Annotated in this window: 13 protein-coding genes and 1 riboswitch; of the genes, 11 read left to right on the plus strand and 2 right to left on the minus strand. The window is 61.7% G+C overall.

Annotation, left to right across the window (positions count from 1 at the left end; genetic code table 11):
• A partial coding sequence (locus tag QOC89_RS18110) for a putative urea ABC transporter substrate-binding protein (RefSeq protein WP_323046282.1) occupies window positions 1-820 on the minus strand: 820 nt, incomplete at its 3' end.
• A 58-nt stretch (window positions 821-878) separates the two neighbouring features.
• Window positions 879-978, minus strand: a riboswitch (guanidine-I (ykkC/yxkD leader).
• A gap of 903 nt (window positions 979-1,881) precedes the next feature.
• Between QOC89_RS18110 and QOC89_RS18115 the strand changes: the two genes are divergently transcribed.
• The 11 genes from QOC89_RS18115 to QOC89_RS18165 all read left to right on the plus strand — a co-directional run bounded on the left by QOC89_RS18115 (window position 1,882) and on the right by QOC89_RS18165 (window position 12,950).
• A complete protein-coding gene (locus QOC89_RS18115) occupies window positions 1,882-2,277 on the plus strand; it encodes a hypothetical protein (RefSeq protein WP_323046283.1) in 396 nt (131 codons plus the stop codon).
• Window positions 2,278-2,464: 187 nt separating this feature from the next.
• Window positions 2,465-3,394, plus strand: coding sequence for a LysR family transcriptional regulator (locus tag QOC89_RS18120; protein ID WP_323046284.1), 930 nt, complete (start codon window positions 2,465-2,467; stop codon window positions 3,392-3,394).
• A gap of 97 nt (window positions 3,395-3,491) precedes the next feature.
• Window positions 3,492-4,472, plus strand: a complete 981-nt coding sequence (locus QOC89_RS18125; RefSeq protein WP_323046285.1) for a 4-hydroxythreonine-4-phosphate dehydrogenase PdxA — start codon at window positions 3,492-3,494, stop codon at window positions 4,470-4,472.
• A gap of 82 nt (window positions 4,473-4,554) precedes the next feature.
• Window positions 4,555-5,931 carry an MFS transporter gene (locus tag QOC89_RS18130; RefSeq protein ID WP_323046286.1) on the plus strand — a complete coding sequence of 459 codons (1,377 nt, stop codon included), beginning with the start codon at window positions 4,555-4,557 and terminating at the stop codon, window positions 5,929-5,931.
• 134 nt (window positions 5,932-6,065) lie between these two features.
• A complete protein-coding gene (locus QOC89_RS18135; RefSeq protein ID WP_323046287.1) occupies window positions 6,066-6,404 on the plus strand; it encodes a DUF4148 domain-containing protein in 339 nt (112 codons plus the stop codon).
• A gap of 338 nt (window positions 6,405-6,742) precedes the next feature.
• The gene (locus QOC89_RS18140; RefSeq protein WP_323046288.1) at window positions 6,743-7,954 is read left to right on the plus strand and encodes an ABC transporter substrate-binding protein; all 1,212 of its coding nucleotides are present in this window, start codon (window positions 6,743-6,745) and stop codon (window positions 7,952-7,954) included.
• Window positions 7,955-8,085: 131 nt separating this feature from the next.
• Window positions 8,086-8,961 carry a branched-chain amino acid ABC transporter permease gene (locus QOC89_RS18145; protein WP_323046289.1) on the plus strand — a complete coding sequence of 292 codons (876 nt, stop codon included), beginning with the start codon at window positions 8,086-8,088 and terminating at the stop codon, window positions 8,959-8,961.
• Window positions 8,962-8,971: 10 nt separating this feature from the next.
• Window positions 8,972-10,915, plus strand: coding sequence for a branched-chain amino acid ABC transporter ATP-binding protein/permease (locus QOC89_RS18150; protein ID WP_323046290.1), 1,944 nt, complete (start codon window positions 8,972-8,974; stop codon window positions 10,913-10,915).
• A gap of 29 nt (window positions 10,916-10,944) precedes the next feature.
• On the plus strand, window positions 10,945-11,679 hold the full coding sequence (locus QOC89_RS18155) for an ABC transporter ATP-binding protein (protein WP_323046291.1): 735 nt from the start codon (window positions 10,945-10,947) through the stop codon (window positions 11,677-11,679).
• 202 nt (window positions 11,680-11,881) lie between these two features.
• Complete coding sequence (locus QOC89_RS18160; protein ID WP_323046292.1) at window positions 11,882-12,391, plus strand: hypothetical protein; 510 nt, start codon at window positions 11,882-11,884, stop codon at window positions 12,389-12,391.
• Window positions 12,392-12,773: 382 nt separating this feature from the next.
• A complete protein-coding gene (locus QOC89_RS18165; RefSeq protein ID WP_323046293.1) occupies window positions 12,774-12,950 on the plus strand; it encodes a hypothetical protein in 177 nt (58 codons plus the stop codon).
• A gap of 45 nt (window positions 12,951-12,995) precedes the next feature.
• On the opposite strand, the gene QOC89_RS18170 is transcribed toward QOC89_RS18165, so the two are convergent.
• Entirely contained in the window at window positions 12,996-13,247 is a 252-nt protein-coding gene (locus QOC89_RS18170; RefSeq protein WP_323046294.1) for a hypothetical protein, read from the minus strand.
• Between the last annotated feature and the right edge of the window lie 213 nt (window positions 13,248-13,460).

Here is a 13,460-nt window from a genome sequence, read left to right on the forward strand (position 1 = left end):
GGCCCCTGAAGCCCGCGAGATCGGTGCCCGATGCTTTGGCCATCGCAGTGAGCGCGGCGGTGCTGTCGGCGCCATTGGCGTGCATCAGCGCGACCATCTCGAACCACGCGCCCGTCAGCGCCTTGCCGAGGGCAGGGTTGTCATGGAGGGTTTTGGTGTTGACCACCATCATGTCCATGATTTCGCCGGGGATCTTGCTCGAGTCGAAGACTTCGGTGACGTTCGGCTGTGCCTTCAGGTCAGCGAGCATCGGGTTCCACGTCACCGTGTTCTGAACCGCGGGCGTTGCGAACGCGCCGGCGATGTCGGCATCGGACGTGTTCACCACCTTGAGGTCGCGCTCGCTCATATGCGCACTTTCGAGGGCGCGTGCGAGCAGGTAGTGCGAAACGGAGAACTGGACCAGATTGATCTGCTGGCCCTTCAGGTTGGCAATCTGCTTACCCTTGCCCTTGATGAGCACGCCGTCGTTGCCGTTCGAATAGTCGCTGACGATCAGCGCAGTCGAATCGACACCGCCCGAGGCCGGAATGGTCAGCGCATCCATATTGGTCATCGCGCAGCCGTCAAACTTGCCGGCGGTGTACTGATTGATGGATTCGACGTAGTCGTTCAGTTGCACGACATCGACATTGATGCCGTATTTTTTGGCCCACTTGGAGACGATGCCCTGAGTCTTTGCCTGACCCCACGGCATCCAGCCGGCGTAGATGGTCCAGCAGACCTTGAAGTCGGTACGGCCTGCGGCAAATGTGGAAGTTGAGGCGAGGGTGGCGAGGGAGACAGCGGCGATGCCGAGAAAGCGAACGAGCTTGCGCATGAGGTTGACCTCGGAAGGGACGGTTAGCGACGGCAGGGAGCAGCGCAAACATCGCGTTCTCTCCCGGGCTTTTGTCCCGCCGTGTAACCTCGCCTGAGGTCGACAGCTCTCGGACCAGCACCTGCGTGAAGCAGGCCGGAACCCTAGCCGTCCATTTCCAGATTGTCTATGAACCGGATGATGCGCCGGCTCCTTGCCGTCGTTATAAAGCGAGAAGCGTGCCAAACAGAAAGAGGCGCATTTTGCGGCATTGCAGCGGGCGTCTGCCCCGTTGCAGTGACGGCGCGCACCGTGCATGCGGAACGGGCACTCTCTTTGTGCATCGCGTACGGGCCAACACCTATGCGCTTTCTGCCCATTGTGCCGAAGCCGGCGACTAGGTCACGTCCATCACATTGCCTGCCGGCGTGTCGTTCGACGGTGCGAAAGTCGATACAAAGTTCGACTATGCAAATGCGGAAGTTGATTACTGGAAGAAGGCGATTCCCGGCGATCTCGAAGTCACAAGAACCATGGCTGAGCTGAAAATCAGCAGGCTTATATTCAAAAGGCCAAAGTCCTCACTCAATGAGTGTTCAGGTATGGCGACTACAGCCCACTAGACTCCTATAGCGAGCCGCTTTGGTCAATAGAGAGGTGTGCCCAGTTGATCGCTGAGAGTCCCCGCCGGATACTCCAGGCATCGCCTCTCCGCTGACGGGCTTACGCCATCCGATGAAGAGAGCAGAGCGACACGCGGCGGCCCCGGATTCTGCTGAATTTGCCGGAGGGCGCCGGACAGGGAGACGAAGTACAAGCTGGACTAAAGGGGGCCTGAAAAAATGGCGCACGCCGATCTGGCAGTACTTGGAGGTGTGGGAATTCTCTCGCTGGCCTCCCTGGTCATATGCGGAATGTATGTGTACTGGAGCAGCGACAGATACCGCAACCGACCGCGCCGACTCGAAGCACAATACGGCGGCGCTCAATCCATCGCTCAACTCATCGCTCAACTCAGCGGCCACCTCAGCGGCCAACTCAGCGGTCCAGATAACGAGCCGTCTTCGGCAGTCGAGGTCACCATGGGCACGCAACTCAGCGCTCGATGCAAAACTTCGCTCTATCGGGCCGTGTTCAGCAGCGCCCACGAAGCAAGCATCGTGTTCCTGTTTGCCGACGATCGTGACGACGCCCGCCAACGCGCGGCCAGTGCACTGGCTGCCATTCACAAAGTCCCGGCGGAGAACATGCAGTTGAGCGAGCTCGCGTCGTTCCGCGAACTGGTCGATCGCGGCGTGAGCGAAGACGAAGATCTGCGAATCTTCGAAATGGCCTGGAAAGACGCGGACGTCAGCGTATGGGCCGAACATCCGCTCTTTCTCACCGACGATCCCGGCTTGCTCGGCAAATGGGCCGAGTTGTATGCCGACCTCGCGCGCGAGCTGGCTGTCAGCGCGATTGAGCGAGCGCGGAACTGAGCGTGTGCCGATGGCCTGGGCGGGCCGCCGTCCTCGCGAATGCTCGCGAAACATCGATGGAGGATTCGCTCCCATGCCGCTCTGCCCACGTTTAGGCACCGGCAAACAACGGAATGACTGAGCGGCGGTTCGGCTTCGTGCCGTGCCCGATACAATCAACGCCGTTGCCGCCACCGATTTCACTCCGATGCCCCGCGCTGCTGAAAACCTCCGTTTTGATCTTACGACGCTCCGTCTATTCGAAGCGACAGCCGAACTCGGCGCCGTCACCAAAGCAGCGGACCGTCTTGCGCTAGCGCCGGCGGCGGCTTCAAGGCGCATCAGCGAACTGGAATCGCAGTTCGGTGTGGCACTGTTCGAACGCCGCCCTCACGGCATGACCCTCACCGACGCGGGGCGCACCTTGCTGGCCCACGCGCGCAGCATGATTCATTCGGCCGCGCGCATGCACGACGACGCGTCTGCCTTTCGCCAGGGCGATCGCGGCATCGTGAAAATTGCGGCTTGTACGTCGGCTGTTCTTCAGTTCCTCGCGCAAGATGTGCAGCGATGCCATGCAACGTATCCCGGCATCCGGATCGATCTGCAGGAGTTGAACAGTCACGGCGTCATGCAGGCGCTGTCACGTCATGTCGTCGATATCGGCATCTACGAGGCCTCGCTGGGTCACCTCGACTTTCCGACCCAGAAGTATCGGGAGGACCGGCTCGTCGTGCTGACAACCGCCGATCATCCGCTCGCCGAACTCAAGCGGGTCACGCTCCATGACCTGTTCGCTTACGACGTGATCGGCCTGACCGAGGGTTCCGCGATATCAGTCGCGCTCGGCCGTCTCGCGAACCATAGCGCTCACGTCCTGCATATGCGCATCCGGGTGGGCAGCTTCGACAGCATGACCGCCATGGTTGCCGCGGGCGTAGGGATCGGCGTCATGCCGCTTGGTGTCGCCCGGGTGCTGGCGGGCGGCAGGCGCTTCCGCGTGCTGCCGATCGAGGGCGAGTGGGCCACGCGGCAGTTCCTGCTGTGCCACTTGCCGCATGAATCGATCTCATCCTCCGCGCTGTCCGTGATCGAACTCCTCGCCGCGCCGGTTTCGCAGAATTCGAAACCTGCATAGCCCAATGAGCGATGGCGTTGGGCGCCGATCCTTTTTATCTTTAGGCGTCACCGCTACCTGGAAAGTGTAGCGATCCCATCGTTCTCGCTGGAGTTCCATGTCTTCGCAACCCGTTCGAATTGTCCTTAGCATCGGCGACGCCGCCGGCATCGGCGCCGAGATCATCGTGCGCCTGCTGGCGGATCCCGCCACTCGCCAGAAGGCGCATATCACCCTGCTTGGCAATCACGACGCCCTCGCGCGCGGTGCGTCCGCCGCCGGCGTCGAGTTGCCGCAAGCGGCCGACTGGCTCGATATTCCGTCCTGGGCCGGCAGCGACGCGGTGTTCCCACCGGGCGTCATCAGCGAGGCCAGTGGCCGCTTCATGCTGGATTCGCTGCGGCTTGCCGTGCAATACGTCGTCGATGGGCGCGCCGACGCCGTCTGCTTCGGGCCGCTCAACAAGAGCGCGCTGCGCGCGGGCGGCATGATGGAAGAAGACGAAATGCGCTGGTTCGCGAAGCTGCTGGATCACCAGGGCGTCTGTGGCGAACTGAACGTGCTCGAGCCGCTATGGACGGCGCGCGTCACCTCGCACATGCCGCTCAGGGAAGTCTCCGCGCATCTGTCGCCTCGCGCCGTGGCCGATGCGATCCGTATGCTGACTCAAGCGCTGCGGGCGTCCGGAACCGACGCGCCTCGGATCGGCGTGTGCGGGCTCAATCCGCATAACGGCGACCACGGCAACTATGGCACCGAAGAGAGCGACATCATCGAGCCGGGTATGGCGCTCGCGAAGTCGCAGGGGTTTGACTCGACGGGTCCGTATCCCGCGGACACGATCTTTCTGCGTGCGCGAGCCGGCGAGCTCGACGGCATTGTCACGATGTATCACGACCAGGGGCAAATCGCGACCAAGCTGCTCGGCTTCGACGTGGGCGTCACCGTGGAAGGCGGCTTGCCGATTCCGTTGACGACCCCGGCGCACGGCACGGCGTACGACATCGTCGGCCAGGGCAAGGCGAGCGGCACCGCGATGGCGCGCGCTTTCGATGTCGCCTGCCGCATGGTTCGATCGCGGCAGCCCGCCGCCGTCTGAGCGTCGCACGTTCTGTTGTCCCACAACCCAAACAGACTGGCTGCGCGCGCTGCGCGTAAGCCGGCAATCTTCCGGAGGAGACATGAATCCAAAATTGACGCGTTCCCCGCGTACGCACGTTCAGCAGGGTGTGCTCGCGCTTCTATGTGCGATGTCATTCATCCTGTATCTCGATCGGGTTAACCTCGCGGCCGCAGCCGGACCGATCAAAGCCGAACTCGGCCTGTCGAACACCACGCTGGGCGTCGCCTTCTCGGCATTCGGCTACACGTATGCGATCTTTCAGATCATCGGCGGCTGGCTCGCCGATCGCATGGGCGCGCGCCGCACGTTGCTGATCTGCGGCTCGATATGGGTTGTCGCGACCATCGCGACGGGGATGGTCGGAGGTCTTGCCTCGCTGTGCGCGGCGCGCTTGTTGCTCGGCGTCGGCGAAGGCGCGGCTCTGCCCGCTCAGGCACGCGCCATTGCGAACTGGTTTCATACTAAGGACCGCGGCTTCGTTCAAGGCGTCACCCATTCGTCGTCGCGGCTCGGCAATGCCGCGGCGCCGACGCTGGTTGTGTTGCTCGCCACGCTCTATTCATGGCGGCTGTCGTTCATCCTCGTGGGCGTGTTCACGGCGGTGTGGATCGTCGTGTGGACCGTGTATTACCGGGACGATCCGCGCGCACATCGGCGCGTCAACGAAGCAGAGCTCGCGTGTCTGCCGGTCGGCATGGTCCATCGGTCGCAGGAGCGTCAAGCTACTCCCTGGCGCCGCATTCTGCACCGCATGTCGCCTACCATCTTCGTGTACTTCTGCCAGGTGTGGAGCAACACGCTGTTCTTCAGTTGGGTGCCGCTCTTCTTCCTGCACGGCTACGGACTGAATCTCAAGGAATCCGCGATCTTTTCTTCAGGCGTGTTTCTCGCCGGCGTGGTCGGCGACGTCCTTGGGGGCTTCCTGAGCGACCGGGTGTTAAAGCGTACGGGCAACCTCAAGCTCGCGCGTCAGGGGGTGATTGCGTTCAGTCTGCTGGGTGCGTTCGTCTTCATGATTCCGGTGATGATCAGCCGGGACCTGACCATCGTGACGCTGTGCCTGTCCGGCGCCTTCTTCATGCTCGAACTGACCATCGGGCCAATCTGGGCCGTGCCGATGGACGTGGCCGAACGCCATGCGGGCACGGCGAGCGGCATGCTCAATACGGGTGCCGCCTTAGCCACGATCATTTCGCCCGTGGTGTTCGGGGCGGTGATCGATGCGACCGGAAACTGGAGCCTGCCGTTCGTCGGATCCTTGCTCTTCCTGCTGCTTGGGGCGGTGATGACACTCAAGATCCGGCCAGACCTCGACATTGGCGAGGGGCTCGATCCGTCGGGAAGCGCTGACCCAATTGCAGCTCGACCAGGTGATCGAATCAACAAAGGAGGGGAGGGAGAAAACGTCACGGTCATGGACGCGGATGCGAGCTGATCCTGCTTCGTCGACATTGGGCGTACCCAGGTGTCACGATCCGGCTAACTAAATGTTCATGTGTTTCATTGCAGTTCGATACGTCGGGTGGTCCAACATTGGATTCTCACTACACCGCGTAAGGAACTCACGACATGAAACCCTTCTGGAGCAAATCCGCAGTGGCGCTTTGCGTGCTGCTGGCAAGCGGCGCGGCGTCGGCAGCCGGCAAGCTGACGGCCGCCGAATGCAACGACTACCCTTTCCAGCCGTTGAGCAAACCGGTCACGCATGCTCAACTGATGCAAGAACTCAGCGAACTGGAATCGGTCGGCTACGATCCGTCGGCTGGCGACGAAAACAACTATCCATCGGACATCCAGTTGGCGCAAGCGCGCCTCAGATTGAAATATCGTGCCGATTGTCTCGGCGAGAACGTGAAGGTGCCCACCACACGGATTGAATCGAGCAGTGCCCTGTTTGCGCCGATGTAAAACCGATTGATATTCATTGAAAGGCCTATCAGCGGCACCAGGAAAAAAGCGCTCGGCACTTAAGGCGCCAGGACCGTCCATCGGGAAAGAGGGACTCCCACTACATTGAACTGGGGTGTCATTTCTTCGTGGATTCCGGACCGGCCGAACCGCTTACCTGGCGAGCGTTTGATTGCGGGATTGCACCAAGCGGGTAACTCCTCATATTACTGGAACATTACATTTTCTATACTGGCTCACCGATTAACAGTCAGGCTCCCAAAGAACGGTTAAGTCGGCGCGCCTGAGAGCCATGACCCGGCTCCCGGGCATAAAAGAGACATGCTACGGAGACAGTCATGGGAATTCGCTTGAAGAGCGTAGTGGGTGCGCTCGCGCTTTGTGCCCTTACCAATGTCGGCTACGCGGCCGATCCGATCAAGATCGGTGTCGACGGACCTTTCACCGGCGGGTCGTCTTCAATGGGTGTCAGCATGCGCGACGGCGTGCGCCTCGCCACCGCTGAAATCAACAAGGCCGGCGGCGTGCTCGGCCGCCAGATCGTGCTGGTGGAACGCGACGACGAAGCGAAGAACGAACGCGGCGTGCAGATCGCGCAAGAACTGATCAACAAGGAAAAAGTTGTCGCGGTGGTGGGCTACATCAACACCGGCGTCGCGCTCGCCTCGCAGCGCTTCTTCCAGGAAGCCAAAATTCCCGTTTTCAATAATGTCGCGACCGGCAGTATCGTGACCAGGCAGTTCACCGATCAACCCGATAACTACGTCTTCCGCAACGCCGCCGCCGACCGCATTCAGGCGCCGATGATCGTCGAGGAAGCCGTCACCAAACGCGGCTTCAAGAAGGTCGCGATTCTCGCCGACTCGACCAATTACGGCCAGCTCGGCCGCGAAGACCTCGAAAAAGCGCTCTCCGCCAAAGGTGTGAAGCCGGTCGCCGTCGAAAAATTCAATATCAAGGACGTCGACATGACCGCGCAGTTGCTCAAGGCCAAAGAGGCCGGCGCGGAAGCGGTGCTGACCTACGGCATTGGGCCTGAACTCGCGCAGATCGCCAACGGTATGGCCAAGCTCGGCTGGAAGGTGCCGCTGATCGGCAGCTGGACACTCTCGATGGCTAACTACATCGACAATGCCAGCACCAACGGCGAAGGCGCGCGCATGCCGCAGACCTTCATTCAGGAAGCGAACACGCCGAAGCGCAAGGCGTTCATCGACGCCTACCTGAAAGAGTTCAAGCCGAAGAACAACCGCATCGATTCTCCGGTGTCCGCCGCTCAAGGCTATGACTCGATCTACCTGCTGGCCGCCGCGATCACCCAGGCCGGCTCGACGGACGGCCCGAAAGTGCGTGCCGCGCTCGAAAACCTCAACAGCAAGGTGGAGGGCGTCGTGATGGTTTATGACAAGCCATTCACGCACGACGACCACGAAGCGATCAGCCCGAACGTGCCGGTGGTCGGTGAGGTCAAGGGTGGTCGCGTGGTCTACGCGTACGAGGCCGACAAGAAAGGCGGCAGCCAGTTGCGCACGAAGCAGGCGACGAACTGAGCGCGGCGCCAGGCGCAACAACCGGTACAAGAGCCGCGCAGGGCAAGCGCAGCGTGCTGTCCGTGAGCCGCGCCCGCCTGACGGCGGGGGCGGCTTTGCGTTATATGCGGTGAACCCTCGGGCGATCGACCATGGCCATTCTTCTGCAGCTCATCTATAGCGGCATTGCGCTCGGCATGATCTACGCCGTGATCGCATTCGGCTATCAACTTACGTTCGCCACATCCGGCACGCTCAACTTCGGCCAGGGCGACGCGCTGATGCTAGGCGCGCTGGTCGGCCTCACGCTCGTCACGCTCGGCGTCAATTACTGGCTGATGATTCCGATTGTTTGCGTGTTCGGCCTCGTGCAGGGCGCATTCGTCGAACGGATCGGGGTGCGGCCCGCCATCCGGATCAAATCCGAATTCGGCTGGATCATGTCGACGATCGCGCTCGGCATCATCTTCAAGAACGTCGCGGAAAACGTCTGGGGCCGCGACGATCTGCGCTTTCCTTCACCGCTGCCGGAAGCGCCGGTCAAGGTGTTCGGCGCCAACGTGCTGCCGATGGAACTGCTGGTGGTAGGCGGTGCCCTCGTGATGATGCTGGCGGTCGAGTTTTTCAACCGCAAGACGATCTTCGGTAAAGCGGTGGTCGCCACCGCGAACGACCGCGACGCCGCCGCGCTGATGGGCGTCAACACCGGCCTCGTGATCACGTTTTCGTATGCGCTTTCTTCGCTGACCGCCGCCTTTGCCGGCGTGCTGATCGCGCCGCTCACACTGACCGGCGCGACGATGGGCGCCGTGCTCGGGCTGAAGGCGTTCGCGGTGGCGATCATCGGCGGTTTGTCGAGTGGGTTGGGGATCGTGGTCGGCGGCGTCATCCTCGGCATTGCGGAGACCACGACCGGGTTCTACATCTCGACCGGCTATAAAGACGTGCCCGGGCTCGTGCTGCTGCTGATCGTGCTGGCGTTGAAACCTGCCGGGCTGTTCGGCAAGACCTCGATCAAGAAAGTGTGAGGGCCGCGCCGTGAATCCGAAAAAGCTCATTGCGGCGGGACTCGCGCTGGTCGTGCTGGCGGTGTTTCCGGTGTTGTCGGGGAACCCGTATTACATCCATCTGGTCGAGACCATCATGATCTACGCGATCCTGCTGTTCGGTCTCGACATCGTGGTCGGCTATACGGGCCAGGTGTCGCTCGGCCACGCCGGATTGTTCGGCGTGGGCGCTTATACGGCGGGCGTGCTGTTTTTCAAGCTCGGCATGCCGTTCTTCGTCACCGCGCCGCTCGCGATCCTCGTGACGGCCGGCTTCGGCGCGATTCTCGCGTTGCCGGCATTGCGCGTGTCCGGCCCCTATCTCGCGATGGTGACGCTCGCATTCGGCACGATCCTCCAGATCCTCATCAACGAGATGGATTTTCTGACCAACGGGCCGATGGGCGTGAAGATTCCGAAGCCGTCGATCGGCGGGCGGCCGATGAACGAGGTCGAATATTACTGGCTCGTCGCGGGGCTGCTGGTGGTGTCGCTGATCGTCGTGCATCGTGTGCTCAAGTCGCATCTGGGCCGCGCGTTCGAGGCGCTGCGCGACAGTCCGATCGCGTCGGACTGCATGGGCGTTTCCGTGTACCGCTACAAGGTGTACGCGTTCGTGATCAGCGCGGGCTTCGCGGGGCTCGCCGGTTGTCTGTACTCGTATTCGGAGCAGTACATATCGCCCAACACGTATAACTTCGAACTGACCATCCTGTTCCTGCTCGCAATCATCATGGGCGGGCGCAAGACGCGCACCGGCGCGTTGCTCGGCTCGGCGATCATCGTGTTGCTGCCGAAACTGCTCGACGATATCGACATGTTCCGCATCGTCGCCTCGGCGTTGGCGGCGGTCGTCGTGATCGGCGCGGGGGTGGCGCTGGCGCGCAAGGTATCGGCGCCGCGCAAGGTCGCGATTCCGGTACTCGGCACGGTGGGACTCGCTGCCTTCTCATATCGGATCGATACGCTCGCGGACTGGCGGCTGACGATCTTCGGGCTGATGATTCTGCTGGTGGTGTATTACCTGCAGGACGGCGTGGTCGGATTCGTGCGCAAGATCGTGATGCACGGCCGGGTTCGCACGGTGAGCGTCGATACGACGAAACCGGCGGTGATTGGCGGTGACGCGATTCAGGCGGTGCGTGCGGGCGACGCGAGCGGGAACATCCTTGAACTGCGCGGTATTCTGATGCAATTCAGCGGACTGAAGGCACTCAACAACGTCGACCTGATCGTGCAGCGTGGGACGATTCACGGCTTGATCGGACCGAACGGCTCCGGCAAGAGCACGATGATGAACGTGCTCACCGGCATCTATGTACCGAACGCCGGCACGCTCGCGTATCGCGGCCAGTCGCTCGCGGGGAAGACGTCGTCGCAGATCGCTTTGTCGGGTATCGCGCGCACGTTTCAGAACGTCCAGTTGTTCGGCGAAATGACCGCGCTCGAGAACGTGCTGGTCGGTTTGCATCACACGTTCAGGACGAACCTCGCCGAGGTGGGTTTGAGGTCGGCGCGCTACAAGCGCGAAGAGCACGCCGCTCGTGAGCGTGCGTTCGGCATGCTGCGTTTCGTGGGGCTGGAAAACGTCGCCGGGGAAGAAGCGCGCAACCTGCCGTACGGCAAGCAACGGCTGCTTGAAATTGCGCGTGCGCTTGCGCTCGACCCGCAACTGCTGCTGCTCGACGAACCCGCCGCGGGGCTCACCGCGCCGGATATCAAGGAACTCGTCGCGATCATCCGCAAGGTGCGCGATCACGGCATTACCGTCGTGCTGATCGAGCATCACATGGACGTGGTGATGAGCGTGTGCGACCGCGTCTCCGTGCTGGACTTCGGGCAGAAGATCGCCGAAGGCAAGCCCGCCGACATCCAGTCGAACGAGAAAGTGATCGAGGCTTATCTCGGCGGCCAGGCTGCCGGGCAAGCTGCGTGAAGACGCTCACGTTTCCCATAGGAACAGACATGCTATCGATCAGAAATCTGCATGCGGGTTACGGCAAGGTCAAAGTGCTGCATGGCATTTCGATGGACGTGCCGAAGGCGTCGGTCGTCACGTTGATCGGCTCGAACGGCGCGGGCAAGACTACGACGATGCGCGCGATCTCCGGCATGATTCGCCCCACCGCGGGCGAGATCACGATGGGTGCGGGCGTCGACGCGAAGCGCATCGACGCGCTGGATTCGCACCGCATCGCGCGGCTCGGGCTCGCGCATTCGCCGGAAGGCCGGCGCGTGTTCGCGACTATGAGCGTCACCGACAATCTGCTTCTCGGCGCTTTCCCGCGTCTCACGTGGGCGAGGCCGCGCGGCGATGTGAATGCGGATCTGGAGCGGGCGATCGAATTATTCCCGCGGCTGAAGGAGCGCCGGCATCAACTGGCCGGCACGCTCTCCGGCGGCGAGCAGCAGATGCTGGCGATGGCGCGCGCGGTGATGCTGAATCCGGATATCGTGCTGCTCGACGAACCGTCGATGGGACTCGCACCGATTCTCGTCGAGGAAGTGTTTCGGATTATCGGCAATCTGAAGAGCGAAGGTGTGACGATGCTGCTGGTTGAACAGTTTGCGGCGGCAGCGCTGAATGTGGCTGATTACGGCTACGTGCTGGAGAATGGCCGGATCGCGGCGCATGGTCCGGCGGCGCAGTTGCGTAACGATCCTTCGGTGAAGGCGGCTTATCTGGGGGCGAGTCATTGAGGGGAGGGGAGGGCACTGATAACCGATCACGGAGTGGGTACGCGCGTTGCTGGTATCCGGGACCAAACCGTGTTCACGCGAGGTGTCATGAACTCAGAACCGAAGCAGTTTCGTCCCGCAGCCTCCGTTCGACGACAACGGCGCGCCCATCAAGGTCAACGCGCGCATAGCGATCGCGAAATAGCCGGGGAGGTCGACGCTCGTGGCAAAACGCACCCCATCGACGCCGTTTCTCATCGCTGAACGCGCGGTTATCGGCCTGTATGACGGCGGTGTCCTGTCACCAGCGGTGCTCGAGCGCGTGATTGGCGCTTTCGCGCAGGCGGGCGTCGACTGGCAAACCACGCCGGCCTCCCGTGCCGTAGACGGGCGTTCGCTCCACGAGATTGTGGTGTCGACCATGATGCCTGGCGCCGTTCCGGAATCGGCGTTGGATTCGTTTATGGTCATCGTCGAGCACATCAGCAAGGGGCAGGCGGTGACAAAACCGGCTACCGATGAAGACGCCAGCCAGCATGAGCCGCGACGCAATACCCGAAAAAAACGCGACGCGCCGGACGAGGGTGATGAAGCAGACGGCGGCGAATTGCTTGCGCAACTGGCGGGCAGTGCGCAGCCAGCCACGCGAACTCGCCCGGACAGCCCGAAACGGCCTGCAAAGTCGGCCGGCTTCAATCCGTTTCTGAATGCGGCGGTGCCGCGCAGGAAGTAGGAGGCGGCGTCGGCTTTCTGCTTGCCGTCAGGACGCGCCGTCGTGTCCACGGAGTACGGGCCGGTTCGTCCAGTGCGCTGGTCGACTCCTCACAGTCACAAACGAAGTCTCCGGGACTGCCTCAATAGGCGAACTTCTGATACGCCTCTGGCGCGTGGGCAACGTCCAGTCGATCGACGCGCGGCATATAGCGTAGCAGCCGCTTTGCCCGAAGGCTCAGGCGAATGCAATCTGTCTGGCGTGAATCAGCGCGGCGACAGATGAGGCAGACGGGAAGCGCCAGCGCCCGCGCAGGTTCGCTGATCTGCGGCACGCTGCATGCTTCTGCAGGAAGGATCACGCACCTGATGGTCAGCAGTCTACCTACCGAACTGGAGTTTATATGGCTACCGAGCCCTCACGCACAACGCCGCCACGTCAGACCGAGACCGACCCGACCGCTGCGGACCGCCGGTTGAGCGACGAACAGAAAGATTCGCTGAAGAATGAACCGGCGCCGCCGAAGCCGAATAGCGGCGAAAAACTGCCCGATCCGAAAGAGGTGGGCGAAGCCGGCTGATAAAGAGGCCAGGTGCGCCGCGCGCGTGGCGCTCGCCGGCATAGATCACGGATGGAATAGCGTGGAATGCACAGCCCGGCATCGCGCATCCAGCGCCGCACTGATTTCCTTCGCCAGCATCACGGCATGACATTCGGTGAGCCCAAGCCGTTCGGCGGCACGACCGGGCTTCAGTCCCATCTCAACGATCGCCTGAACCATCTTCAACCGGTCCAGCTCGGTCATCGTCATCGTCATCGTCATCGTCATCGTCATCGTCATCGTCATCGTCATCGTTATCCGTTCGGTCGCAGCCATCACAGCCTCCAGCGCCGGGGTACCGGCCACTGGTCAGCTTACGCGCCACAAAAGCGGACATTTGAACTTGGCTAGAAGCGGACATTACAACTTAGCCTCTACAAGACATGTGGTTGATAATTTATATTATGTCAAGTCAATAGACGGAGACGGCTTGGTATCCCCGCACGTCGGTTTGCATAAATCTGTTCCCGTTTTTAGGATTCTGTTGCT

This window comes from Paraburkholderia sp., assembly GCF_034668105.1.
GTDB lineage: Bacteria > Pseudomonadota > Gammaproteobacteria > Burkholderiales > Burkholderiaceae > Paraburkholderia.

Bases quoted from the DNA above. Each gene is read 5' to 3' on its own strand.
- QOC89_RS18115 (WP_323046283.1), top strand. From the start codon at position 1,882: ATGGGCACGCAACTCAGCGCTCGATGCAAAACTTCGCTCTATCGGGCC.
- QOC89_RS18120 (WP_323046284.1), top strand. From the start codon at position 2,465: ATGCCCCGCGCTGCTGAAAACCTCCGTTTTGATCTTACGACGCTCCGT.
- QOC89_RS18125 (WP_323046285.1), top strand. From the start codon at position 3,492: ATGTCTTCGCAACCCGTTCGAATTGTCCTTAGCATCGGCGACGCCGCC.
- QOC89_RS18130 (WP_323046286.1), top strand. From the start codon at position 4,555: ATGAATCCAAAATTGACGCGTTCCCCGCGTACGCACGTTCAGCAGGGT.
- QOC89_RS18135 (WP_323046287.1), top strand. From the start codon at position 6,066: ATGAAACCCTTCTGGAGCAAATCCGCAGTGGCGCTTTGCGTGCTGCTG.
- QOC89_RS18140 (WP_323046288.1), top strand. From the start codon at position 6,743: ATGGGAATTCGCTTGAAGAGCGTAGTGGGTGCGCTCGCGCTTTGTGCC.
- QOC89_RS18145 (WP_323046289.1), top strand. From the start codon at position 8,086: ATGGCCATTCTTCTGCAGCTCATCTATAGCGGCATTGCGCTCGGCATG.
- QOC89_RS18155 (WP_323046291.1), top strand. From the start codon at position 10,945: ATGCTATCGATCAGAAATCTGCATGCGGGTTACGGCAAGGTCAAAGTG.
- QOC89_RS18165 (WP_323046293.1), top strand. From the start codon at position 12,774: ATGGCTACCGAGCCCTCACGCACAACGCCGCCACGTCAGACCGAGACC.
- QOC89_RS18170 (WP_323046294.1), bottom strand. From the start codon at position 13,247: ATGGCTGCGACCGAACGGATAACGATGACGATGACGATGACGATGACG.